Below are 23,427 nucleotides of genomic sequence, written 5' to 3'. Positions count from 1 at the left end.
GATTCGACGACTCCTCGCTGCGACGATTCGGGAGCCGAATTACGGTCGGCGCGTGGGAGCGAACGGAGCGAGCGGCGCGCGAGGGACGACTGAACGATGAAGGAGGCCGGGGAGTCCAGAGCTGTTGCGGTGCGGTTGCAGTCACAAGGAGTCGGCATTCACTGGGTTGTGGTTGCCGTCGTCGTTGTCGAGGTGCATAGAATCGGCAATCGTCCGCGTCTCGTCGTCGGAAACGATAAAAATGGCGTAGAGAATCCTGCCCTGCGGTCAGTCGGGCGGGCGATTATCTAGCGGTTGGGTAAACGGCAATCGCTCATCTGAACAGGACGGACAGCCGAGTTCACTACACTTTTATCGGTCGCCCCGAACCACCAGACCATGGCAGTCGATGACTACCTGAGCAACGTCAGACAGCGGGACTGGGAGGAGTTGGAGTCGGGAACCCTCCGCCTCGCGATGGTTGGGCTCGGTTGGTGGACGCGCGAACAGGCGATTCCGGCGGTCGAGCGGTCGAAGTTCTGCGAGACGACCGTCGCCGTCAGCAGTAGCCGCGAGAAAGCCGAAGCGGTCGCCGACGAATCCGCGACCGTCGACGCCGCCATCACCTACGACGAGTTCGTCGACGGCGAGGCGACCGACGAGTACGACGCGGTGTACGTCTGTACGCCGAACGCGTACCACCTCCCGTACGTCGAAGCCGCGGCCGAGCACGGGAAGGCGGTTCTCTGCGAGAAACCGATGGAGGCGACGCTCGATCGGGCCGAGGAGCTCGTCGCGGCCGCCGAGGACGTGCCCCTGATGGTCGCCTATCGGATGCAGACCGACCCGCAGGTTCGTCGGATGCGCGAACTCGTCCGCGACGGGGCGGTCGGCGATCCGGTCGCCGTCCACGGACACATGGGGCAACAGATGCTCGACATAGTCTCGGCCGATCCCGACCAGTGGCGACTCGACCCCGAACTCGCGGGTTACGGCGCGACGGTGATGGATCTGGGCATCTACCCGTTGAACACGTCTCGGTTCGTCCTCGACGCCGACCCCGTGAGCGTGACCGCGCAGATGCACTCCGAAGACGAAGCGTTCCGTAACGTCCCCGACCAACACGCGACCTTCTCGATCCGGTTCGACGACGGAACGTACGCCTCCTGCACGGCCAGCCAGCACTCCCACCTGTCGGGCCACCTCCGGGTCGCGGGAACTGAGGGAGAGCTACTCCTCGAACCCGCCTATCTCGGGCAGACGCCGCAGACGCTCAGACTCAGACAGCCCGACGAACGCGAAGTTGAGATCGACGACGGTCGCCGCGACGTCACGGGCGATGAGATGACCGAAGAGTTCGACTACTTCGCCGACCGCGTCCTCCGCGGCGTCACGCCTTCGCCCGACGGCGAACACGCCCTCGTCGACATGCGGACGCTCGCGGCCATCTACGAGGCCGCCGACACCGGCGAACGCGTCGCGGTCGAATAGTTTCGGCCCGGACGACCCCCGTCGATTCACAAGCTTTACTACCGGCCCAGGGAATATCTCGCACGCAATGGTTGACCACGCGAAGCTGCGCGACCCGAACGCGGAGTATACGATGCGCGACCTCTCGGCCGAGACGATGGGTCTCACCAACCGTCGCGGCGGCGTCCGCGACGCAGAGATAACCGACGTGCAGACGACGATGGTGGACGGCAACTACCCGTGGATTCTCGTTCGCGTCTACACCGACGCCGGCGTCACGGGAACCGGCGAGGCATACTGGGGCGGCGGCGACACGGCCATCATCGAACGGATGAAACCCTTCCTCGTCGGCGAGAATCCCCTCGATATCGACCGCCTCTACGAACACCTCGTCCAGAAGATGTCGGGCGAAGGGTCGATCTCCGGGAAGACCATCTCCGCCATCTCCGGTATCGAAATCGCACTCCACGACGTCGCGGGGAAGCTCCTCGAGGTGCCGGCCTACCAGCTCGTCGGCGGGAAGTACCGCGACGAGGTTCGAGTGTACTGCGACTGCCACGCCGGTGACGAGTCGGAACCCGCCTCCAACGCAGCGGAGGCCGAACGCGTCGTCTCCGAACTCGGTTACGACGCCATCAAGTTCGACCTCGACGTTCCCTCGGGCCACGAGAAGGACCGTGCGAACCGTCACCTCCGCGGCCCCGAGATAGACCACAAGGTCGAAATTGTAAAGCAAGTCTGCGAAACGGTCGGCGACCGCGCTGACGTGGCGTTCGACTGCCACTGGTCGTTCACCGGCGGCAGCGCGAGGCGTCTCGCCGACGCGCTCGAGGAGTACGACGTGTGGTGGCTCGAAGATCCAGTTCCCCCGGAGAACCACGACGTTCAAGAGGAGATCACGAAGTCCACCACGACGCCCATCGCCGTGGGCGAGAACGTCTACCGCAAGCACGGCAACCGCAGACTCATCGAACAGCAGGCGGTGGACATCATCGCGCCCGACCTGCCCCGCGTGGGCGGCATGCGCGAGACGCGGAAGGTCGCCGACCTCGCGGATATGTACTACATTCCGGTTGCGATGCACAACGTCTCCTCGCCCATCGGCACGATGGCGTCCGCGCAGGTCGCGGCGGCCATCCCGAACTCGCTGGCGGTGGAGTACCACTCCTACCAACTCGGTTGGTGGGAAGACCTCATCGAGGAAGACAACCTCATCCAGGCGGGTCGGATAGAGATCCCCGAGAAACCCGGTCTCGGTCTCACGCTCGACTTAGACGCCGTCTCCGAGCACACGGTTGCGGGCGAGACGCTCTTCGACTGACCCACGGAATCGAGAACCGATTTCTGCGCCCCGAATCACCGCTTATTTATAGGAAGAGGGCCGAAGTCATGCTAATGTCTGCCAACCTCAACGAGCAGCGCAACGTCGGTATTCTCCTGGCGCTGATAGTCGCAACCGTGGTCGTCACGGCTGCCGGCATCGCATGGCTTCGCGGGCAGCAGGAACCACTTATCGTGGAGGTGGCGTACGCGGCGTCGATACTCATCGCCGCGCTGTTCGCCTACGATAAAATGTTAGTTCAGTAACTTAATGACGGTCGGCAGCAGTTCCGGTGCAATTATGACACTCTACCCATATCGATACAGTATTCCGTTCCCGAGGAGACCATGACTACGAACGAACTGTACACCGGTTGGAAGACGGTACCGTCCCCGGAGACGCGACGGATGATCCGAGATGCGTCACGACAGATGGGAGACCTGGTTCGGAGTACGCTCGGACCGTGGGGGATCGATAAGATGATCGTCCGGCGGATGTCCGACGGCGAACTCCGGGGGTTCGTCAGCAACGACGGTAGCGCCATCATGGAGGAGTTCGAGGGGGAGACGGATCATCCGGTCGCGCAACGTTTCATCCGAGCGGTGGAGGATCACGAGGACGACTACGGCGACGGTTCGACGACGATGGTTTTGCTAGCGTCAGAGCTGCTGTCGACGGCAATGGATCTTGTCGACCGGGGCGTCCACCCGACCGACGTTATCGAGGGGTTTTCGATCGGCGGCCAGCGGACGATCGAACTGTGGAACGAAACGTCGATTCCACTGACGGATTCGGCCGGAGAGTTCGATCGCACTCGGTTACGTGCCATCGTGATGACTGGGATGACCAACGGTCGGAACGGGTCGTGGCCGCTCGGCGAGTTCGCGGACACGGTCGTCGACGGAGTTCTGCGCGTCTCCGACCCCGCGAACGGCAGCGTCCGACTCGATCACGCCAAGACGATCGCCGTACCGGGCGGGAGCGTCGCCGACTCGACGCTCGTCGAGGGCGTCGTACTTCCCGAGAACGTCGTGACCGCCGAACGACTCCTTCCGGCGACGGGGGCGGTGTTGCTCGTAAAGGGGAGCCTCCAATCCCGAAGTCTCGCGGCCGACGTGAACGTCACAGTCGAGAGTGCGACCGACGCGGAGCGAACCTCCGATGGACTCGACGAGAGCGAAAAGATCGCCGCGAACATCGGGCTGACGGACGCCGTCGCCGTCGTTGCGACCGGCGATGTCGACATGGCTATCGCCAAGGAGTTGGCCCGACATGGGGTGGTTCTTCTTCGAAACGTCAAGAACACCGACTTCGAGTACATCGCACGGGCGACCGGTGCGACTCCTCGCGGGCCGGTTCGACCGGACAGTCGAATCGACGCCGTCACGCTCGGTAACGCTACCGTACGTTTCCGCGACACCGGCCGCGACGAAGATTGGGTTGCGTTCCAACCCTCCGCTGGCGTCGAAGCACCGGCAGTCACGCTCGTCGTTCGGGGCGGCACGCGGACGGCCGCCGAGGAAGCTGAACGCCGTATCAGGGACGGTAAGAACGCGCTACGTGCTTGCATCCAAACCCCCGCCGCGCTTCCGGCCGGTGGAGCCGCGGACGTGGCGGCGGCCCGTGCGGTCAGATCGCTGGCGACGCGCTTCGACGGGCGCGAGCAACTCGCCGCGGAGGAGTTCGCGGACGTACTCGAGTCGATTCCCAAGACGCTGGCCGCCAACGCCGGTCTGAACCCGCTGGATGCGCTGATCGAACTGCGAGTTCGCCACGACGCGGGCCACCACCGGGCCGCCGTCTCGAGCGACGGAACCGTCGTCGACGACGTGACGGCCGAGGGCGGCGGTCTCGACCCGTTTCAGATCCGGGTGTCGGGGCTCGTTCGGGCTATCGAATTTGTCAACTCTCTTACTCGCATCGACGGCGTGCTGTTGGACGAGCGCGAGCCGACGGTCGACCGCGTGCTCGAAGAGCCGACGTACGAACCCGGTGAGAAACAGGACAGCGACTAGAGAAGTTGCGTCGCAGTAACCGCAACCAGCGTCGCCGGAAGTACGGAGAGGACGCTAGCTCTGTTGTCGACGTCGTAGAGTTCGCTTACGATGGGGAGCATCAAGAATCCTACTAGTATCCACCCGCTCGCCATCATCGTGCCGACGATCCGCATCTGGTGAGTATCCGCCACTACCTCGTGCGTTCGTGCAACCGCAGTGGCCGGTGCCGCACCCGCGACGACCGGCTCCGGTGCCGGAATCGTCAGGGCGAGAGCCGAGCCGACGGCCACCAGAGGGACGAACAACACCATCAGATATCCGCCGACTTTGAAAACCGTCGTCTCCATCTTCGTCTCCTCAGAGAAGTACCCCGCGAAGGCGCCGATGACGCCGAAGTAGAGGAACCACGAGAACGCGACGAAGAAGAATCCGTAGAAGAGGTTGATTCCCAGGGCCAGTTGCCACCCGGAAAAGACGTACCCCTGAGACATGGCGAACGGTTCCGAAAGATGCTCGAAAATACCCCTCGCAACGCCAGACAGCAGTAACCCGAGGAGCGGCGGAATCCAGCCGTACCGCTCGACCGTTCCGACCAAACCGGAGATACTCCGTGCGTTCGTCAGTTCGCGGCCGAGCCGACGCCACGTCCGTGCAGTCGCGTCGACGCCGATACCCGGCGCGTGAGGGTCGGCGTTCGAGTCGACGTCCATGTTGTACCCGGACTCGGGGGTATCGTCCCGGCTCATGCGTGTACGAGGGTGGTCGTCGACCGGTCGAACTGCTTCGTTCGCCGCCCAACACGGATACTCGGTGTTCGCATAGCTCTCACCACGACAGTTAGTCGCCGGCCCCTTTAGCGGACCCCGTCCGAGATTCAGTCGCCGAGAGCCGTTCGTTGTCGAGGTTCTCCCCGGTCTGCGGGTCAAACACATGCACGTGTTCCGTGTCGAACGTCAGGTAGACGGGGGTATCGCCGTTCTCGTACCGATTAGGAATCGAACCGGGCTCGATGAACACTTTGTACTCTTCTTCGTCGCCTTCCTCGTCCGCGCCGATGTCGACGTCTTCGGCCACGACGCCGTCGACGCCGATACCGTCTTCGAGTTCGAAGTACAACAGATCGTTGCTCCCCAAGGGTTCGATGATATCGACGTACGCTGGCACCGACTCCGAGGTCGCCCTTTCGTGAACCTCGATGTGCTCCGGGCGGATGCCAAGCAGGAATTGGTCGGCGTTACTGTGGCTAGCGACCGACTCGGCTCGACGTTCGGAAACGTCCACTTCGATGTCGCCCGTGAACCGAGGTCGATCGCCGGTTCGATCCAGCTCCGCGACGAACATGTTCATGGACGGGCTGCCGATGAACTGCGCGACGAACGCGTTCTCCGGTCGGTTGTACACCTGACGAGGGGAACCGACCTGTTGAAGCGTTCCCTCGTTGAGGATGGCGATACGGTCGCTCATCGTCATCGCCTCCTCCTGGTCGTGCGTGACGTAGATCGTCGTAGTTTCGAGCGTCTGCTGGAGACGCTGAAGCTGCGTCCGCATATGTTTTCGGAGCTTGGCGTCCAGATTCGACAGCGGCTCGTCGAACAGGAACACCGCGGGGTCGCGGACGATAGCTCGCCCGGTGGCGACACGCTGTCGCTGGCCGCCAGAGAGGTGCTTCGGCTTCTGGTCGAGCAGATCACCGATACCCATCAACTCGGCCGCTTCCTCGACCCGTTCGTCGATCTCCCCGGAAGGAAGCTCCGTCGAGCGCTTGAGACCGAACGCCATGTTCTCGCTCACCGTCAGATGCGGATACAGCGCGTAGTTTTGAAACACCATCGCGATGTCTCGGTTACGCGGCGGCAGTCGGTTGACGGTGGTATCGCCGATTTGAATCTCGCCGTCGGTTATCTCCTCGAGACCGGCGACCATTCGGAGCAACGTTGACTTCCCGGAACCGCTCGGTCCGACGAGCGTCAGAAACTCCCCTTCGTCGATTCCGAGATCGAACTCGTCGACGGCGAGGATGTCTTCGCCGTAAACCTTCGTTACACTGTCGAACAAGATTCGACTCATGCTGAAGGAAGGTTCCTATCGTAACTATTTATTACTTTGGTTGGTCGTACAAATACGATCTGCGCGAGTGGGTAAGCGGTGCGGCGATCGTCACCGCCCTCAGCGATACCGCATCGACGGTCGGCAGCGAGGATGGCGTCAGGTCTTGACCGCGCCTTCCGCCAGACCGTTGATGATGTACTTCTGGAGGAAAAACAGGATGACGAACAGCGGGAGGGTCGCGCCCAGCGCACCGGCCATCATCAGATCCCACTGGAGGGTGTACTGGCCGACCCAAGAGCCCAGTCCCGGAGGGAGCGTCATCTTCCCGTCGTCGTTGATCAGGATGAGCGCCATCACGAACTCGTTCCACGCGAAGATCCACGCGAAGATGGCGGTTGTCGCGATGGCCGGTGCCGACAGCGGGACGATGACCCGTATGACCGCGCCGATGCGGGTACTGCCGTCGATCATCGCCGCCTCCTCTAGCGACTCCGGGAGGTTCTCGTAGAAGCCCCGCAGCATCCATATCGAGAACGGCAACACGAACGCGACGTACGCGATCGTGAGCCCGAAGAGGCTGTTGAACAAGCCGATGTTCCGGAAGATGAGGAACAACGGCACCGCCACCAAGATGAGGGGGAACATCTGCGTGAGCAAGAGGAACGTCGCCACCGCCTTGCGACCCTTGAAGTCGAGTCGGCCGATACTGTAGGCCCCGAACGTACAGATGAGGATACTCAGCACGGTCGACGCCACCGTGACGATGACGCTGTTACGGAACCAAATCGGGAAATTCGTCTGGTACAACATCCGACGGTAGGCGTCGAAACTCACGCCCCCCAGCCAAGCGCCGGGGTCTCGGATGAACGTGTCGAACGCGACCTGGTTCAGCGATACGACGACCATCCAGAAGACCGGCAACAGAACCACGAAAATCGACGACCACAGCAACGCGTGGAAGCCGAGTTTTTTTGTCCACTTTGCAGTCTTCGGTGATACTTCGACGCCGAACAGTTCATCCGTCTCTCGCGTTTTGCTCGCCATGTTATTTCCCTCCGACTTCCTCTTGATAGAACCGCAAGTACACCATCCCGTACGCCAGCATGATGACCAACATCACGACCGCTATCGCGGCCGCGATGCCAAATTCATTCTGGATGAACGCCTGCCTGTAGATGTACACCGGCAACACCATCGAGGAGTTTCCGGGACCGCCGCTGGTCATCACGAAGACGAGCGTGAAGTGGTTCAGCGTCCACAAGCTCATCAGTAGCGTCGTCACGACGCCGATGGGCTGAAGAAACGGCAGCGTGATGTGGCGGAACAGATCCAATCGGGTCGAGCCGTCGACCCGAGCCGCCTCGTAGAGATCCTGTGGAATCCCCTTCATCGCCGCAAGGAAGGTGATCATGAAGAAGGGGAAGTTTCGCCAGACGTACGCCAGCATCACGGAGAACAGCGCGTATCGTGACCGACCTAACCACTCGACACCGTTCCCGAACCCGAGGACTTTGAAGAGACCGTTGAACATCCCGAGTTCGTAGTTGAATAGCAACGTCCAGTTCAGCGCCACCGCGATAAACGGAATCGTCCACGGGAGCAACAGGAGCGTGGTTGCGACGGAGCGCCCTTTGAACTCCCGGTTGAGGAGAACGGCGAACGCCAACCCAACCGCCGCCATCAGAACCACGGCGGCGAACGACCAAACGAATGTGTTCTTCATGACGACCCAGAAGTCGGGTAGTCCGAAGACCTCGACGTAGTTTTCGAATCCGACGAAGACGTCCTCTTGAAGGCCTCCGTATTCGTAGAAGCTAAGTGCGATTCCCCGCAGAATCGGGACGACACTGATGAGTGCGAGCGCCGCTAGCGACGGTAACAGGAACAACCATCCCCAGAGACTCTCCTTCGAGAGCCAGTACTGGTACTCCTCCGGGACGGCGATGCCACCGAACGACGAGGTAACCTTTGACATGCTCTATCGGGAGAGTGGCGCACAGATACTTTAATTTATGTGCATCGTTACCGCTCCTACCGTCGAAAACGCCACCGCTGCCGAACGGTAGGCGAACTGACGCGGCGGCGGTTCTCGTTACGCGTACGGATTGTAAATCTTGGGCACGCCGTCTCCGTTGATCCACGGCTTGACGGCATCCGGGGCGTCGTCCAGCGACGGGCCGTTGTTGTTCTTTTTCAACTCGTAGTCGGTGTAGTCGGCGTCGTTGATCGTCGATCGGGCGTTGTTGGCCATACTGCGGAGCGCCTTTTTGGGATCCTTGTTGGAACCGATCATCCCCGATATGGCGGTCGAGTAGCCCGACGTACTTCCCTCGAACGAACCCATGAACGGAGCGGCACGCCCGGCACCGGTGATACCGTATCGGACGGCGTTCGGCGCCTGTTTCAGGCGGGCCTTCAGCCAGGAGTCTGGAATCTTAGTCGGGTTGTCGGTGAACAACTCCATCTCCTCCTGTCCGCGTCGAACCGGCAGGAAGTTCGGCGCCGAGACCGGGAAGTACTTGTTCAGCGTGTCCGGCTGCGTCATGTACTCCATGAAGCCAAGCGAGAGCTTATCATCGATATCGTGACGGGTGACGTTCTGCTTGAACGTCGTCAAGCAGCTCCCGCCCATGAAGGACTGTCGCTTCCCGTTCGGGCCAGCCGGCATCGGGGTCAACTCCGTTGCCTCGGCCAATTTCTTATTATCCTTGGAGACGCCATCCTGCGGGTCGATGAGGCTGCGGGCCAAATCCGTCGGGTTGTGGGCGATAGCCGTTCGCTCTTTCCGATAAAGCTCCTCGGCGGCGGTCGTGTCGATACCACCCCAGCCGCCTGGGGCAATGTTCCACTTTTCGCGTAGACTCAGCGTCCAGAGATGGGCGAATAGCGATCCTGGGCTGTCGATCTCGACCTTGAACTTACCATCGGAATAATCGTACAGGGATGCGTTGGACTGGTGGGCGAACGCGGTCACGTTCTGACCGGTCACGAAGTCCTGTGCACCTGGCGTCGTGAATCCGGAGGCGTCGGTGTTCTTGGAAACGGCCTGTCCGGTCTTGACGAGCTCCGCCCATGTCTCCGGCGGCTTGGACACGCCGGCTTTCTCGAGGAGGTTCATGTTGACGTGACTGGTGCGAAGTTCCATGAACCACGGAAGGCCCCAGAACTCGCCGTCGAACTTACCCCACGCCGAGATCGTGTCGTACCAGTCGTCGTATTTGTCGAACAGTTCGGTGTTGGGTCGGGCCGCGCCCCGATTGCCGAAATCGACCGCGTGCTCGCACGCCATCTCGGAGACGTTCGGCATCGAACGGCCTTCGATGGAGGCGCTCCACTCTTGAAATACCTGATCCCAAACGACGACGTTGGTAGTCACGTTGATCTTCTCGTCGGCAGCGTCTTCGTAGCCCTTGGCCGCCTTTTTGATGGCCTTCGTCTCTGCGGGGATGTAGCCTCGCATCGTCCACCACAGGAAATCGCCTTCGCCGTTACCATCGGTACCGCCATCACCACCGAGACCCTGGCATCCGGCTAGGCTCGTCGATGCAGCGACTCCACCCATGGCGGCGGCCGTCTCCATGAACTTACGGCGTGAATACTCCTCCGTCTGGTCACTCGTACCCTCAACGGATTCCGAAACGGAACCCTCGGTACCGTCATCTCTCGACGACATACTCCAATTGTTGTAAAGAAGCATTATATAACTACCGGGGATCGTCGTGACGTCGCCCCCTAAATTCGAATCTCGTATCGCGACAGTGGCCTCTCGGCGATATCTCGATGCTGAACGACCCACGCAATGGCGTCGCTCCGACAGCGAGCTAGTCGTGGACGGATATACACGGAAACCGTCGGATTTTGTCGGAACCTCGTCCGTCGGCACGCCGTAACGCCGGCATGTTCTCCGCACTCGCCCGGAAGAATAATCACCGACGGAATGAATTCTGAGAGTGTCATGGACGACTATACAGATCCGCGAATCGTCGGTCGTAATCGAATAGCGCCGCACGTGGACGTGTTGCCATATCCCGATTCGAAGACAGCATGGGGCGGCGTCCGAAGCGCATCGCCGTGGGTGGTGACGCTGAACGGCGAGTGGGCGTTTAATCTGGCGGCGACGCCGGGCGACGCCCCCGAGCGATTTCACGACTCGTCGATCGCCACCGACGAATGGGATAGTATCGAAGTCCCGTCGAACTGGCAGGCAGAGGGGTACGGCAACCCTCACTACACCAACGTCATCTACCCCTTTCCGGCCGATCCGCCCAACGTCCCGACGGAGAACCCCACGGCGTCGTACCGCCGGACGTTCCACGTCGACGAGGAGTGGGACGAGCGTCGGGTTCGGCTACACTTCGAAGGCGTCGACTCCGCGTTCCACCTTTGGGTCAACGGAGAGCGGGTCGGTTATAGCGAGGGTGCCCGACTACCCTCGGAGTTCGACGTCAGCGACTACGTCAAGTCGGGCGAGAACACGGTTGTCGTGCGCGTGTACAAGTGGACTAACGGTAGCTACATTGAAGATCAGGATATGTGGTGGCTCAGCGGCATCTTCCGCGACGTGTACGCCTACGCTGTCCCCGAGATGCACGTCGCCGATATCGACGTTCGGACGGGCTTGGACGACGAATACGTGAACGGTTGGCTCGGTGTGGCAGTCGACGTGTCGAACGCCAGTAACAGCGCGGAAACTGCTACCGTCGAGATGACGCTGCTCGACGAGTCGGGGACGACCGTAGCCGAACTCGACGGAATTGCCGGCCTCGAGTCCGGCGAAACGGCGACGGTCACCGCGGAGGCGACCGTCGAGAAGCCCGACAAATGGACGGCGGAGACGCCTGTCCGCTACACGCTGTTGGTCACGCTACGGGATGCCGCCGGGACGGTGACGGAAGTCGTTCCTCAGACGGTCGGATTCCGCGAGGTCGAAATCGCTGACGGCCGGTTCCTGGTCAACGGAGAAGCAGTGACTATTCGTGGTGTGAATCGTCACGACTTCCATCCTGACCGCGGCCGCGCGGTACCCTTCCGGACGATGCGCGAGGACGTCGAGATGATGAAGCGTCACAATATCAACGCTGTTCGGACGGCCCACTACCCGAACGACACGCGCTTCTACGACCTCTGCGACGAGTACGGGCTGTACGTCCTCGACGAAACCGACATCGAGTGTCATGGGATGGAGTACGCCGACGAGGTTCAGCACGTTAGCGACGACCCTGCGTGGGAGGACACCTACGTCGACCGGATGGTGCGGATGGTCGAGCGGGACAAGAACCATCCGAGCGTGGTCATCTGGTCGTTGGGTAACGAGTCGGGCTTCGGCGCAAACCACGAGGCGATGGCCGAAGCGACCCGGAAACGGGATCCGACGCGACCGATTCACTACGAACCGGACGTTGACCAGCAAGTCTCCGATATAGTCGGGCCGATGTACCCTCCCCTCGAGCAATTAAAATCGTGGGCGACCGAGGACGACCCGAAGCACCCGGTCATCCCCTGTGAGTACGCACACGCGATGGGTAACGGACCCGGAAACCTCCGCGAGTACTGGAACCTGTTCTACGAGTACGATCGTCTGCAGGGTGGTTTCGTCTGGGACTGGATCGACCAAGGACTCCGGCGGATGACCGACGACGGCGAAGAGTGGTTCGCCTACGGCGGCGACTTCGACGACGAGCCCAACGACGGGAATTTCAACATCAACGGTCTCGTCTTCCCGAACCGCGACCCTTCGCCCGGTCTGACCGAGTACAAGAAGGTCATCGAACCCGTCGTGCTCTCGGCCGAGAACATCGAACGTGGCGTTCTGACCGTCGAGAACCGCTACGACTTCCGGTCGCTCGACCATCTCCGGGCGACTTGGCGCATCGAAGCAGACGGCCAGATGGTTCGGAGCGGCGCGCTCGATCTACCGAACGTCGGTGCCGGCGAGAGCGAGTCCGTGACGGTACCGGTCGAGTTCGACGAGCTTGAGGTCGATGCCGAGAATCTGCTCGCGGTTGAGGTGTCGCTGGCGACGCGGACTCAGTGGGCACCGGCGGACTACACCGTCGCAACCGGACAGTTCGAACTGCCTGCCTCCGGCGAACCGGCGATACCAGTCGCGGGTAGTTCGGCTCCGCTCGGTTGTGAGACGACCGACGACGAGATCGTCGTGTCGAACGCGCACTTCGAACTGGTTTTCGACGCGACGTACGGCGTCATCGACTCACTGACGTACCAGGGGCAGGACCTTTTGGCCGAGGGACCGCGAGTCGGACTCTGGCGGGCACCGACGGACAACGACAGCGGATTACCTTGTTCTCGGCGGCTCCGTTCCCGTCTTACGGAGCTGTACGAAAACGAAGAACCGCTCGAAGAGGCGGATATCAGAAGCGTCGGGTTCGAACAGCTCTGGCGAGAGCACGGCCTCGACGAACACCGGTTCCGAACCAACGCTGTCTCTCACGAGATGAACGGGGACGAGAGTGTGGAAATCTCCGTCGAGGGGCGTCTCGCTCCACCGATATTCGACCATGGCTTCGCCACGGAACAACGGTACACGATACAGAATACCGGTGTTGTCGAAATCGATACGCGACTCGAGCCGGAGCATGACCTGTCGACGTTGCCGTCGCTCCCCCGCGTCGGCCTCGACTTGACGCTCCGCGACGACTTCGATCGGGTCACTTGGTACGGTCGCGGCCCCGGCGAGTCGTACGTCGATAGTAAGGAATCGACACTCGTCGGTCGGTACGAGAAGACCGTGGACGAGTTACACACACCGTACGTCAGACCGCAGGAAAACGGCAATCGCACCGACGTCCGGTGGGTGACGTTCGACGACGCGCAGGGTCTCGGCCTCCGTGTCACGGCCGACTCGCTGTTCGACGTCAGCGCACACCGCTATACGATCGAGGATTTGGACGACGCCGAGCACGCGCACGAACTCCCGCACCGCGATGAAATCACGGTGTCGCTGAGCCACGTTCACTGCGGGCTCGGCTCGGGGAGCTGCGGCCCGCCGACGCTGGAACGGTATCGCGTCGACCCTGACGCGTTCGAGTTTGGCGTCGAGTTCCGTCCCCTCTCGCAGTGACCAAGTCGTCGTGGCGATACTCTTTTAACACCATCCATTCATCATACTGTATGCGCTATTACCGACTCCCCGGTGGAGAGCGTTCAGCCACGGATTCTCTCGTCGTGGTCGCCGACAATGGAACCGCGTACGATTTGACCTCCGCATCGCCCGACCTCGGCTCGTTCAGGGCGCTGGCCCGCGCGGCGAACGCGAACGACGAGTCCATCGACACCATCGCCCGCAAACGCCTCGACGACTCCGACCGCATCGATAGGGACGTTCTCGAAGAAAACGCCATCCAACCGGTCATCGCGGACGAGGTGTGGGCGGCCGGTGTCACGTACCGTATCAGCGAGGAGGCCCGCGAATCCGAGAGTGGGAAACCGGAGGTCTACATCGATGTGTACGAGAGCGACCGACCGGAACTGTTCCTGAAAGCGACGCCGTCGCGGACGGTCGGCCCGCTAGAGGAAATCGGCGTACGCGGTGACTCCAGTTGGAACGTTCCGGAACCGGAACTGGGCGTCGTCCTCCACCGCGGCGACGTCGTCGGCTACACCATTGGTAACGACGTTTCCAGCCGAGACATCGAAGGAAAAAATCCGCTCTACCTCCCGCAAGCCAAGGTGTACGACCGCTGTTGCTCCATCGGCCCTTGCGTCTCGACCCCGGAGACGATAACGGATCCCCACGACCTCACGATGTCGCTGGTGATCGAGCGCGACGGCGAGATGGTCTACGAGGGGTCGACCTCGACGGGCGAGATGACGACCTCCTGCGAGGAACTCGTCTCATACCTCCGCCGCCACAACAACCTGCCTGAGACGCTGATTCTGCTCACGGGTACCGCCCTCGTCCCCCCGGAGACGTTCACCCTCCTCGAAGGCGACGAGGTCACCATCGACATCGACCAAATCGGGCGTCTAGTGAACAAGACGGTTACCGTCTGAGCTACCTTGGCACCGCGATAGCGCCCACTCATTAATAGGTTTTTCTGGGAAACGAGAACCGTCTCCACGGTCGGCTGGCTATTCGCCGTCTTCGATCCGCGTCTCCGTGAAGTACGTCCGGCCGGTCGCCGGCACGTCCTTCGTCGCGGTCACCTCGAACGTCGCCGCGGCGACGATATCGCTCGCCGACCGGCCGATTCGGAATTCGTAGGGGCCTCCCTCGACGCCGAGGTTCATGTCGCGGTCGTGGAACGCGAGCTGCGAGGCATCGACCTCGAAACTGACGCGCTTCGACTCGCCGGCGTCGAGATACACTCGCTCGAACCCGGTGAGTTCCTGCACCGGTCGGGCTTGGCTCGGATTCTCCGCGCTGGCGTATAGTTGGACGACCTCGTGTCCGCCGCGGTCGCCCGCGTTTCGAACCGTGACCTCGGCGGTGATACTCCCGGCCGGGTCGAGCGCGTCCGTCGACAGCGAGAGGTCGTCGTACTCGAAGTCGGTGTAGCTCAGCCCGTGGCCGAACGGGTACAGCGGTGCGCTCTCCGTGTAGACGTACTCCTCGTTCGCGGTGTTCGGCCTCCGGTCGTAGTGAACCGGCAGTTGGCCGACCGACCGTGGGATGGAGACGGCGAGGTGGCCGCCGGGATTGTGCTCGCCGAACAGCACTTCTGCGATTCCCTCGCCGCCGCGCTCGCCCGGGAGCCACGCGTGGAGGACTGCGGGCACTTCGTCTGCGATCCACTCGATGGAGTGGGGCTTCCCGCTCACGACGGCGACGACCAGCGGAGTACCCGTCTCGTGGACGCGTTCGACGAGTTCCTGCTGGACGCCGGGGAGGTTCAGGTCGACCACGTCGCACCCCTCGCCGCTGGTGGGTACGCTCGGGCGGTCGGCCTGTTCCTCGTCGAAATCTGAGAAGTCGACGGCGGAACGAGCACCGACGAACGCGACGGCGACGTCGGCGCCGGCTGCCGCGTCGGCGGCCGCCTCGAACTCTTCGGTCGAGGGGCCGGTCGTCGTGCAGCCGCGCTCGTAGCGAACATCGAACCCGGCTTCCCTGCCGCGGGCCTCGATGGCGTCAAGCGGCGTCATCGCGTCGAGTTCGACCTCCTCTTCGGGATAGTGTGCGGCGTACGCGTAGTCGCCCATCAGCTCCTGCGCGTCGTCGGCCTTCGGCCCGACGACCGCGACGGATTCCGTCTCCTCGCCGACCAGCGGCAGGAGATCGCCCTCGTTCTTCAGGAGGGTCATCGATTCGCGGGCGGCGCGCGTGGAGAGCTCCTTCGTTTCCGCGGTGCCGAACGGATCGGCGGCGGCGGCGACATCCACGGTCGAGTCGTCGAGAAGTCCTTTCCGAACTTTCGCGCGAAGGACACGGCGAACTGCCTCCTCGACCGTCTTTTCGGCCAGTTCACCCCCCTCGACGGCATTTACGAGGTGTTCGCCGTAGCAGTCCGTGTAGGGAAGCTCCACGTCGATGCCGGCCTCGACGGCCATCACGCCAGCCTCCCGTTCCGACGCCGCGATACCGTGCTCGCTCCGCAGGAACTCGACGCTATAGTAGTCGGAGACCACCGTGCCGTCGAAACCCCACTCGCCGCGGAGAACGTCCGTCAACAGCCACTCGTCGCTCGCGCATGGGATGCCGTCGATGTCGTGATAGGCGTTCATCACGGACTCGGCATCGGCCGTCTGGACGGCGGCCTCGAAGGGGAACAAGTGGGTCTCGCGGAGTTCCCGCCGACCGACGGTGACCGAACTGCGGTTCTTCCCGCCCTCGCCGGCACCGTGCCCGGCGAAGTGTTTGAGTGTCGCCGAGACGCCGTCTCCATCGCCCTGCAGACCGTTCACGTAGCTGCACGCCATCGCCGCGACCAAGTACGGATCCTCGCCGAACGTCTCCTCGACGCGACCCCACCGGAGGTCGCGAGCGACGTCGAGAACCGGGGAGAGCGCGTGCGCCGTGCCGATCGCCTCCAATTGAGTCCGGGTAGTGGACGTGATCTCCGCGACGAGCTCCGGTGACCACGTGCTGGCGAGTCCCATCGTCTGAGGAAACGTCGTCCCTTCAGGGCCCATGTAGCCGCTCAGGCACTCCTCGTGCGGAATCGCCGGGATACCGAGTCGTGTCTCGTCCCGAAGCAACGTCTGAAGTTCGTTCGTCCGCTTCGCGGCATCGCGGGGGGAGAGACCTCCTTCACCGCCCATACGAGTCAAATGGCCGATACCGTTTTTGAGGTGCTCTTCGGCGGCCTCCTGATCCAGGTTTCCGTTGTCGTCGAGCAGTTTCTTGGCGTTCACCGATCCTAACTGTGCGGCCTTCTCCTCCAGCGTCATCCGGTCTAGGAGCACTTCTACTCGCTGTTCGACGGAGATTCGATGAACTCCGCGATTTGATCCGGTTTGCATCGTTTAGGTTCTCGTAACCCCGTCTCTTAATAATTCGGACGGGGTACGCCGTTTCGACTCGATACTTCTCCGTGACGCACACGTTCGTCCGCGATAGACGCATTCACTCCGGCAGTATCGTTCTCTTTCTCAGAACTACTCGGGAGCATTCGGTCGAATCGGCGAGCGTGAGATTCGCCGGAATAGTCGGGGGTGACCGCATCACAAGAAAAAACCTGAACGATTCGAGGAAAACGACCGTCGAAGTGAGAAATGTTCGATTCCGTGATAGAGAACAGAACGACGGTGGCGTCGTGTTCGAATTACCTCTGTCGGCGTGTTTCTTGACTACCGCGTTCTTCCTTTACAGTCGTATTGCTGTAACGGCAGGGCAGCGTTGGCGTATCGTGTGCAGCGCCCCCATTCCCGAGACGACCGCGTTCCACCGAACCGCCTTCGAACCGCCATCGAATCGCCATTGACTGCCAGTCATTCCCCATTACAGAACGACGATGTCGATGTCGGACTGTCGCTATCCGCTCCGGATTTCAACGATGTTGAACAAAATGATGCTTACGTTATGACTTCTGCCCTACCTAAACCCCTCGATTGCGTGCTCGACATCCGGTATCAACGACGCGTGAGGTCCGTTGGAACCAACAATACACGATAGAGACGAAGTTTCGATCGGCCACACCGAGAACGACGAAGCGAATCCTTGATTACATCCTTAGGTCTGTAACGTCTTCCCTAAAAGAGAGCTCACGAATCCATGTGCGGGATCTCGTTCAATATCGTTGAATCACTCTTCTCGTCCGAACCGGGGTACTCGTCTCGAAAGAGGACAACCGTTAGTAGTGCGAGTAACGAAGTTCGATCACGTTCGCCGCTTTCTTGACGGCGGCAACGAGGTCGTCGATCCGGCTCGACTCGTCCACGCGACTCTTCGGCCCCGAAACCGAAACCGCACTGATGACTTCGTCGGTACTCCGGTTCATAATCGGCGTACCGATGGTGAGGACGCCCTGTCTCCGGTCCTGATCCTCGACGGAGTATCCCCGCTCACGAATGCGCTCCAGTTCGGCGAACAGTTCGTCGGCGTCCGTTATCGTGTGCTCGTTCGCCCGTGGCAGTCCGTGCGTCTCAATGATGGACTCCACGCGCGCCGTCGGAAAGTGGGCCAACATCGCTTTTCCGAGCGCCGTCCAGTGCATGTTCGTGTACTCGCCGATGGGGGCGTTGTCGTGGATGGCCTCCGGCCCTTCCGATTTGTAGATCAGCACGCGCAGTCCGTTCTCCTCGATTCCGAGGTTTGCGACTTCGCCGGTGTCCAGTGCGAGTTTATCCACTTCTAACCTCGCAACTTGGTAGAGTTTCGACTGGTTGCGGAAACTCCCGCCGTATTCGAGGAAGCGGAAGCTGAGGGAGTACTCATCGCCGTCGCGCACGATGAAACCACTCTTCCGAAGCGTCTGGAGATAGATGTGAACCGTGCTCTTCGGAATATCCAACTGGTTCGACAACTCCGAGAGACCCGCTCGCTCCACCGTCTTGAGCTGTTCAAGAATGGTGAACGCTTTCTCGACCGACCCGAGCGTGTTCCCAGCGCCTGTCTCGGACGAATCGTCGTTCATGTTCGTACCGACAGCCCTCTTTGTTTTAAATGTGCGCCCTCTCTCGGCGGTTCACGTCGTTCAACAATCTTGACCCGGACGCTCGTCGACAGGAAATCACCTGGGGACTTCACGGGGCGGGGAAGTGCCAGCTCGGAAATCAGCTGCCAAGTCGCCGCCAGAACGTCGACTGCGAAACTCCGAACCCCCACTCACGAAACCGATGACGACATCCGCGGTTCCGCGCTCCGTTCGGGGTTCTCGGTTCCGGCGTCGGTTTTACGATCGAACGACGTTCTCCAGTTCGTCGACGGTACCTGTTTCGTCGAGCCGTTCGACGTTGTCCGCGACGATGTCGGCCAATCTATCCCAGTGTTTCGGGCTGTGACCGGCGTTGTGTGGGGTGATAACGACGTTTTCGAACCGCCAGAGCGGGTGGTCCGCCGGGAGCGGTTCGGGGTCGGTCACGTCGAGTGCGGCACCGTCGATCTGATTCTTTTGGATTGCCGAGACCAGCGCATCGGAGTCGATTATCTTCCCGCGGCCGACGTTGATCACCGTCGCGTTCGGCGGAAGCGTCTGGAACTCATCGTCCGAGATGAGCTTTCGCGTCGTGTCGCTCAGCGGTGCGGCGATGACGAGGTAGTCCGTCCGCGAAAGAGCGTCGTGGAACTCCTCCTGTTCGAATCCGATGACCTCGTCCGTCGAACCGCCTTTCTCGGGTGTGTATCGGACGCCGATGGTGTGGACGCCGAACCCGACCAACCGCTCGACGACGGCCGTTCCGATCGCGCCGAGACCGACGACGGTGACGGTGCTACCCTTCAACTCGTCGGCCTGATAGTGCCGCCACTCGCGGCGCCTCTCGCGCTCCCACCCCTCCCGAAAGCGGCGCGAGAAGGTCAGCACGTATCCGAGAACCTGCTCCGCGATATTCGGTGCATGGATTCCCGACGCGTTGGTCACTGCGACGTCCATCTCCGCCAGCGTCTCGAGTGGTAGGTGGTTGTAGCCCGCCGCCACGCCCGCGAACAATCGAAGGTTCTCCGCGTGCTCCAGCAGGCTCTCGTCGATGTCGACGCCGGAGACGACACGCGCATCTCGGATGAGTTCGCGCTCCTCCGACGGCGTCCGGGCGAGCCGGACGTGGTGACCTGGCAGTCGGTCGGCGAGTAGGTCGGCGTACGCTTCCGCCGGCAGTCCGTGCGTGTCGCTTCGCAGTACGAGGATATCTGTTTCGTCGGTCATAGTTGGGTTCCGCCGACGGGCGTGAGCAACGCTCTTCCCGCGGCACGGTTTAAAATCTCCAAGGTGGTTTATTAGTGTTTCCCCTGTCGAGATACGTATCAAATTTCAGTTACTGCTGTCGTTTCGGTGATTTCGTCTGCTCGAACCCTGTTGACCAAAGATTTATATCCCTGTGTTCACGTGTGTCACTGTATGTCGGGCGAGACACGAAGACGGCAGTTTATCAAAGCCGCAGGTATCGGAGGAATTGCGGGGCTATCCGGCTGCATCAGCAACATCACAGGTGGAAACGGTTCCGGCGGAGGCGGAGACAGCTTCGAGTACTGGGAGTACTTCCACTCGCAGTCAGAAGTCGCCAAGACGTTGATGGAGTCGTCGGTAAAGGAGTTCGAGAAGAACCATGACGTCAAGATGAAGATGAACTGGTCCAGTTGGGACGATATCAACGGCGGCAAGTGGAAGAACAACATCCAGAACGGGAATCGTCCGGTTATCTACGATTCGACGAACTCGCTCAACGGACAGTTCATCGAACCGGACTGGGTGAAGCCGGTCGACGAATACAAGGATCGACTCAATGACGACGCGCTGAAGAACGTCAAGTGGGCGTTCGACAAGGCACAGAGCTGCTATCGCGGGTTCGACTCGAACCTCTACGAGATTCCCGTTGGAATGGAGGTCGGCGCGCCGTTCATCGCACGGGCCGACCACTTCAAGAAGGCCGGTCTCTCCATCGAGGACGACTTCCCGCCGAAGGATTACCAAGATCTCCTACGAGTCGCAAAACAGCTCCAGAAGAAGGGGCCGGGCGACTACGGCTTCCAGATCTACGGCGCGCAGGGCGACGTGACCGACGAGGCGCTCGTGACGTGGACGGCCTCGGAGGGTGGCTACGACGGCATGTATCTCGACAAGGATTGGTCGGACGTTACGTACGATAACGACGTGTGGAAGAAAGCGACCAAGCAGTACGTCGACATCTATCGGAAACACGGCCTCTCGTCGGACAAGGCTCCGACGGCGTCCAACGAGGGGGTCGCCCAGATGCTTGTCGACGGGTCGGTGAGCATGTACCAGGGAAGCACGAAGGACTTCGGCCTGTTTCGGAGTCGTGCCGAGGATAAGCTCAAAGACGGAACCATCGTCTTCGGCCCGTCATGGAAGGGTAAGGCCGGGAACCGCGGCGAGTTCTTCACCCAGTGCGTCGCACTCATGCGGAAACCCGATGGTGTCAAATCGAACGTCTGGAAAAAACACGAGGACACCGCCATCAAGTGGATAAACAAGCTCCTCTCGAAGGAGTTCCAGAAGGAGGTGCCGCGGTCGCTCGCGACGCTCCCCGTCAGAAAGGACGTCTGGAGCGGCTTGAAGAACGATAAGGCCCTCGGAAACAGCAACTTCATCTCCACGCTGGAGACGACCGTCGAGGGGATGGAGCACGGATGGGCGAGTCACCCGAGCATGAACGCCATCCAGTACAACATCGCCGGGCCGCTGTTCCAGCAGGCCGTTCGCGGGAAGATTTCCGCCGAGGAGGCCTGTACCCGGTCGGCAAAACAGCTCCGGAACCAGATAAAAATCTGAGATGTCCACACAGAACATCCTGAACGGGGAGCGAACCGAGCGCTATCGGGAGACGCTCTCGGAGAACTGGTTCTCCTACCTGCTGATACTCCCGGTGCTCGTCTTCCTCGTTCTGCTGATGTGGATACCGTTCGTGCAGGGTATCTACATGAGCTTCAACAACTGGCCGTTCGGCGGCGAGCCGACGTGGGTCGGGCTGGCGAACTACGAATTCCTGTTCGGCTGGGAACCGTTCTACACGTCACTGAAGGCGACCCTGATATTCACGCTCACCACACTGTTTCAGCTTATCGTCGCCATCGCGGCGGCGCTAGCCGTGCGCGAACTCCGACGAGGGAAGAGTTTCGTCACTGGCGTGTTCCTCATCTCGTACACGGTGCCGCCGCTGGTGACCGGAACCATCTGGGCGTACTTGCTCGAACCCGACCTCGGTCCCCTCTTCGGCTACCTCACCCAATGGGGCGTCTTGGAGGAGACTATCTACTGGGGCAGTCACGGCGATACGGCGCTCGGGGTCATCGTGTTCGTGACGACGTGGACGTTCTGGCCGTTCATGTTCCTCATCATCTCCGCCAATCTGGAGAGCATCCCCGAGGAGATGTACGAAAGCGCCAGAATGTACGGCGCCAACCGCGTCCAGACGTTCCTCCGGGTGACGCTCCCCCAACTGAAAAGCGCCATCTTGGTCGCGGTGAGCATCCGGCTCATCTGGAACATGACCAAGATTTCGCAGGTGTTACAGCTCACGAACGGCGGTCCGGGCTACGATACCTCCATCCTGGCGGTGTTGCTCTACCGGTTCGCCTACGGGCAGGGTCGGATGGGCGTCTCCTACGCGGTCGGCGTCATCCTGCTCCTCCTGACCATCGGCTTCGTGTTCGTGTTCATCCGCGAGTTCGAGCGCGCGAGCGAGGAGGCGGGAGCATGAGTTCGCGAGGGTACGACGCCGCGGGGGTGACGCTGAAGGCAACCACCTACGGCATCGTCGCGTTCCTCGTGTTGTTGAACCTCATCCCGCTGTTGTTCATCGTGTCGGTGTCATTCATGCCGCCGACCGAGTTCTTCGGCGACCCGCACGTCGTTCCGTACGAACCCACGCTGGAGGCGTGGACGAGCGGGTTCGCCGAGCTGAAGGACAACCTCGTGAACAGCTTCCTCATCGGCGCCGGCACCGCGCTATTGGCGCTGACCATCACCATCCCCGGCGCGTACGCGTTCGCCCGCAAGGAGTTCTATGGGAAGACGGCAGGGTTCTACGCCATCATCTCGGCGATGATGTTCCCGTATATCCTGCTGGTCATCCCCATCATGGATCTGTGGAACGATTTAGGGTTGTACAACACCATCCCCGGGATGATCCTGGCGTATCAGGTGTTCGTCACCCCCTTCGCCATCTGGATCCTTCGGGACTTCTTCTCGAAGCTCCCGGAGGACATCGAGGAGGCCGCTCAAGTGTACGGTTGTACGCAGTTCTCGGCGTTTCTGCGAGTCATCCTCCCGCTGGCCGCGCCGGGAATCGTCGCCGTCGGTTTCCTCGCCTTCCTCACGGGATGGAACGACTTCCTGTTCGCCAACCTACTCACCACCGGCACGGGACCGGTTCCGGCGGTGCCGGTGCTGTACGGCACCATCGGCGGCGGCTCCGGCGAGCGCGTCTACTGGGGGAAGCTGATGGCCGAGACGCTCCTCATCGGCACTCCGCCAACGATCATCTACCTCGTGGCCCGGAACTACCTGGAGAACGCATTCACAGTATGAGCCGAGA

General features: G+C 61.3%; 18 protein-coding genes. 10 read left to right on the top strand and 8 right to left on the bottom strand.

Annotated features, from left to right (window positions below; genetic code table 11):
- The first annotated feature begins 96 nt into the window (after window positions 1-96).
- From LIW51_RS24210 to LIW51_RS24190, 5 genes are all read left to right on the top strand, one after another.
- Entirely contained in the window at window positions 97-291 is a 195-nt protein-coding gene (locus LIW51_RS24210) for a hypothetical protein (protein WP_227378702.1), read from the top strand.
- Window positions 292-378: 87 nt separating this feature from the next.
- Window positions 379-1,470, top strand: coding sequence for a D-xylose 1-dehydrogenase Gfo6 (gfo6, locus tag LIW51_RS24205; RefSeq protein WP_227378701.1), 1,092 nt, complete (start codon window positions 379-381; stop codon window positions 1,468-1,470).
- Window positions 1,471-1,537: 67 nt separating this feature from the next.
- Window positions 1,538-2,770, top strand: coding sequence for a mandelate racemase/muconate lactonizing enzyme family protein (locus tag LIW51_RS24200; protein ID WP_227378700.1), 1,233 nt, complete (start codon window positions 1,538-1,540; stop codon window positions 2,768-2,770).
- Between the two features lie 74 nt (window positions 2,771-2,844).
- A complete protein-coding gene (locus tag LIW51_RS24195; RefSeq protein ID WP_227378699.1) occupies window positions 2,845-3,036 on the top strand; it encodes a hypothetical protein in 192 nt (63 codons plus the stop codon).
- Window positions 3,037-3,117: 81 nt separating this feature from the next.
- On the top strand, window positions 3,118-4,785 hold the full coding sequence (locus LIW51_RS24190) for a TCP-1/cpn60 chaperonin family protein (RefSeq protein ID WP_227378698.1): 1,668 nt from the start codon (window positions 3,118-3,120) through the stop codon (window positions 4,783-4,785).
- Here the strand turns inward: LIW51_RS24190 and LIW51_RS24185 are convergent.
- From LIW51_RS24185 to LIW51_RS24165, 5 genes are all read right to left on the bottom strand, one after another.
- Complete coding sequence (locus LIW51_RS24185) at window positions 4,782-5,513, bottom strand: hypothetical protein (protein WP_227378697.1); 732 nt, start codon at window positions 5,511-5,513, stop codon at window positions 4,782-4,784. The two genes, LIW51_RS24190 and LIW51_RS24185, sit on opposite strands and share 4 nt — an antisense overlap.
- Before the next feature lie 91 nt (window positions 5,514-5,604).
- The gene (locus tag LIW51_RS24180) at window positions 5,605-6,834 is read right to left on the bottom strand and encodes an ABC transporter ATP-binding protein (protein ID WP_227378696.1); all 1,230 of its coding nucleotides are present in this window, start codon (window positions 6,832-6,834) and stop codon (window positions 5,605-5,607) included.
- Window positions 6,835-6,972: 138 nt separating this feature from the next.
- A complete protein-coding gene (locus LIW51_RS24175; protein ID WP_227378695.1) occupies window positions 6,973-7,860 on the bottom strand; it encodes a carbohydrate ABC transporter permease in 888 nt (295 codons plus the stop codon).
- 1 nt (window position 7,861) lies between these two features.
- On the bottom strand, window positions 7,862-8,791 hold the full coding sequence (locus LIW51_RS24170; protein ID WP_227378694.1) for a carbohydrate ABC transporter permease: 930 nt from the start codon (window positions 8,789-8,791) through the stop codon (window positions 7,862-7,864).
- Between the two features lie 117 nt (window positions 8,792-8,908).
- Complete coding sequence (locus LIW51_RS24165; protein ID WP_227378693.1) at window positions 8,909-10,489, bottom strand: ABC transporter substrate-binding protein; 1,581 nt, start codon at window positions 10,487-10,489, stop codon at window positions 8,909-8,911.
- Between the two features lie 282 nt (window positions 10,490-10,771).
- Between LIW51_RS24165 and lacZ the strand changes: the two genes are divergently transcribed.
- A complete protein-coding gene (gene lacZ, locus LIW51_RS24160) occupies window positions 10,772-13,897 on the top strand; it encodes a beta-galactosidase, LacZ type (protein WP_227378692.1) in 3,126 nt (1,041 codons plus the stop codon).
- Between the two features lie 50 nt (window positions 13,898-13,947).
- A complete protein-coding gene (locus LIW51_RS24155; RefSeq protein WP_227378691.1) occupies window positions 13,948-14,829 on the top strand; it encodes a fumarylacetoacetate hydrolase family protein in 882 nt (293 codons plus the stop codon).
- A 78-nt stretch (window positions 14,830-14,907) separates the two neighbouring features.
- On the opposite strand, the gene LIW51_RS24150 is transcribed toward LIW51_RS24155, so the two are convergent.
- The 3 genes from LIW51_RS24150 to LIW51_RS24140 all read right to left on the bottom strand — a co-directional run bounded on the left by LIW51_RS24150 (window position 14,908) and on the right by LIW51_RS24140 (window position 20,078).
- On the bottom strand, window positions 14,908-17,238 hold the full coding sequence (locus tag LIW51_RS24150; protein WP_227378690.1) for a glycoside hydrolase family 3 N-terminal domain-containing protein: 2,331 nt from the start codon (window positions 17,236-17,238) through the stop codon (window positions 14,908-14,910).
- 830 nt (window positions 17,239-18,068) lie between these two features.
- On the bottom strand, window positions 18,069-18,851 hold the full coding sequence (locus LIW51_RS24145; protein ID WP_227378689.1) for an IclR family transcriptional regulator: 783 nt from the start codon (window positions 18,849-18,851) through the stop codon (window positions 18,069-18,071).
- Between the two features lie 258 nt (window positions 18,852-19,109).
- Window positions 19,110-20,078: a D-2-hydroxyacid dehydrogenase gene (locus LIW51_RS24140; protein WP_227378688.1), complete on the bottom strand. Its 969-nt coding sequence runs from the start codon at window positions 20,076-20,078 to the stop codon at window positions 19,110-19,112.
- A 192-nt stretch (window positions 20,079-20,270) separates the two neighbouring features.
- Between LIW51_RS24140 and LIW51_RS24135 the strand changes: the two genes are divergently transcribed.
- From LIW51_RS24135 to LIW51_RS24125, 3 genes are read left to right on the top strand one after another with little or no spacing between them, the layout of a single operon-like run.
- On the top strand, window positions 20,271-21,662 hold the full coding sequence (locus tag LIW51_RS24135) for an ABC transporter substrate-binding protein (protein WP_227378687.1): 1,392 nt from the start codon (window positions 20,271-20,273) through the stop codon (window positions 21,660-21,662).
- A 1-nt stretch (window position 21,663) separates the two neighbouring features.
- On the top strand, window positions 21,664-22,590 hold the full coding sequence (locus LIW51_RS24130; protein WP_227378686.1) for a carbohydrate ABC transporter permease: 927 nt from the start codon (window positions 21,664-21,666) through the stop codon (window positions 22,588-22,590).
- Entirely contained in the window at window positions 22,587-23,420 is an 834-nt protein-coding gene (locus tag LIW51_RS24125) for a carbohydrate ABC transporter permease (protein ID WP_227378685.1), read from the top strand. The genes LIW51_RS24130 and LIW51_RS24125 overlap by 4 nt, the downstream gene beginning before the upstream one ends.
- Window positions 23,421-23,427 lie beyond the last annotated feature (7 nt).

The sequence above is a fragment of the Haladaptatus halobius genome (assembly GCF_020618475.1).
In the GTDB taxonomy this organism is placed as follows: Archaea; Halobacteriota; Halobacteria; order Halobacteriales; family Haladaptataceae; genus Haladaptatus; species Haladaptatus halobius.
This window is presented reverse-complemented; position numbering and strand designations above follow the sequence as displayed.

What these genes read in the sequence shown, in the direction of transcription:
- LIW51_RS24210 (WP_227378702.1), top strand. Translation starts at nt 97, where the DNA reads ATGAAGGAGGCCGGGGAGTCCAGAGCTGTTGCGGTGCGGTTGCAGTCA.
- gfo6 (WP_227378701.1), top strand. Translation starts at nt 379, where the DNA reads ATGGCAGTCGATGACTACCTGAGCAACGTCAGACAGCGGGACTGGGAG.
- LIW51_RS24200 (WP_227378700.1), top strand. Translation starts at nt 1,538, where the DNA reads ATGGTTGACCACGCGAAGCTGCGCGACCCGAACGCGGAGTATACGATG.
- LIW51_RS24195 (WP_227378699.1), top strand. Translation starts at nt 2,845, where the DNA reads ATGTCTGCCAACCTCAACGAGCAGCGCAACGTCGGTATTCTCCTGGCG.
- LIW51_RS24190 (WP_227378698.1), top strand. Translation starts at nt 3,118, where the DNA reads ATGACTACGAACGAACTGTACACCGGTTGGAAGACGGTACCGTCCCCG.
- LIW51_RS24185 (WP_227378697.1), bottom strand. Translation starts at nt 5,513, where the DNA reads ATGAGCCGGGACGATACCCCCGAGTCCGGGTACAACATGGACGTCGAC.
- LIW51_RS24180 (WP_227378696.1), bottom strand. Translation starts at nt 6,834, where the DNA reads ATGAGTCGAATCTTGTTCGACAGTGTAACGAAGGTTTACGGCGAAGAC.
- LIW51_RS24175 (WP_227378695.1), bottom strand. Translation starts at nt 7,860, where the DNA reads ATGGCGAGCAAAACGCGAGAGACGGATGAACTGTTCGGCGTCGAAGTA.
- LIW51_RS24170 (WP_227378694.1), bottom strand. Translation starts at nt 8,791, where the DNA reads ATGTCAAAGGTTACCTCGTCGTTCGGTGGCATCGCCGTCCCGGAGGAG.
- LIW51_RS24165 (WP_227378693.1), bottom strand. Translation starts at nt 10,489, where the DNA reads ATGTCGTCGAGAGATGACGGTACCGAGGGTTCCGTTTCGGAATCCGTT.
- lacZ (WP_227378692.1), top strand. Translation starts at nt 10,772, where the DNA reads ATGGACGACTATACAGATCCGCGAATCGTCGGTCGTAATCGAATAGCG.
- LIW51_RS24155 (WP_227378691.1), top strand. Translation starts at nt 13,948, where the DNA reads ATGCGCTATTACCGACTCCCCGGTGGAGAGCGTTCAGCCACGGATTCT.
- LIW51_RS24150 (WP_227378690.1), bottom strand. Translation starts at nt 17,238, where the DNA reads ATGCAAACCGGATCAAATCGCGGAGTTCATCGAATCTCCGTCGAACAG.
- LIW51_RS24145 (WP_227378689.1), bottom strand. Translation starts at nt 18,851, where the DNA reads ATGAACGACGATTCGTCCGAGACAGGCGCTGGGAACACGCTCGGGTCG.
- LIW51_RS24140 (WP_227378688.1), bottom strand. Translation starts at nt 20,078, where the DNA reads ATGACCGACGAAACAGATATCCTCGTACTGCGAAGCGACACGCACGGA.
- LIW51_RS24135 (WP_227378687.1), top strand. Translation starts at nt 20,271, where the DNA reads ATGTCGGGCGAGACACGAAGACGGCAGTTTATCAAAGCCGCAGGTATC.
- LIW51_RS24130 (WP_227378686.1), top strand. Translation starts at nt 21,664, where the DNA reads ATGTCCACACAGAACATCCTGAACGGGGAGCGAACCGAGCGCTATCGG.
- LIW51_RS24125 (WP_227378685.1), top strand. Translation starts at nt 22,587, where the DNA reads ATGAGTTCGCGAGGGTACGACGCCGCGGGGGTGACGCTGAAGGCAACC.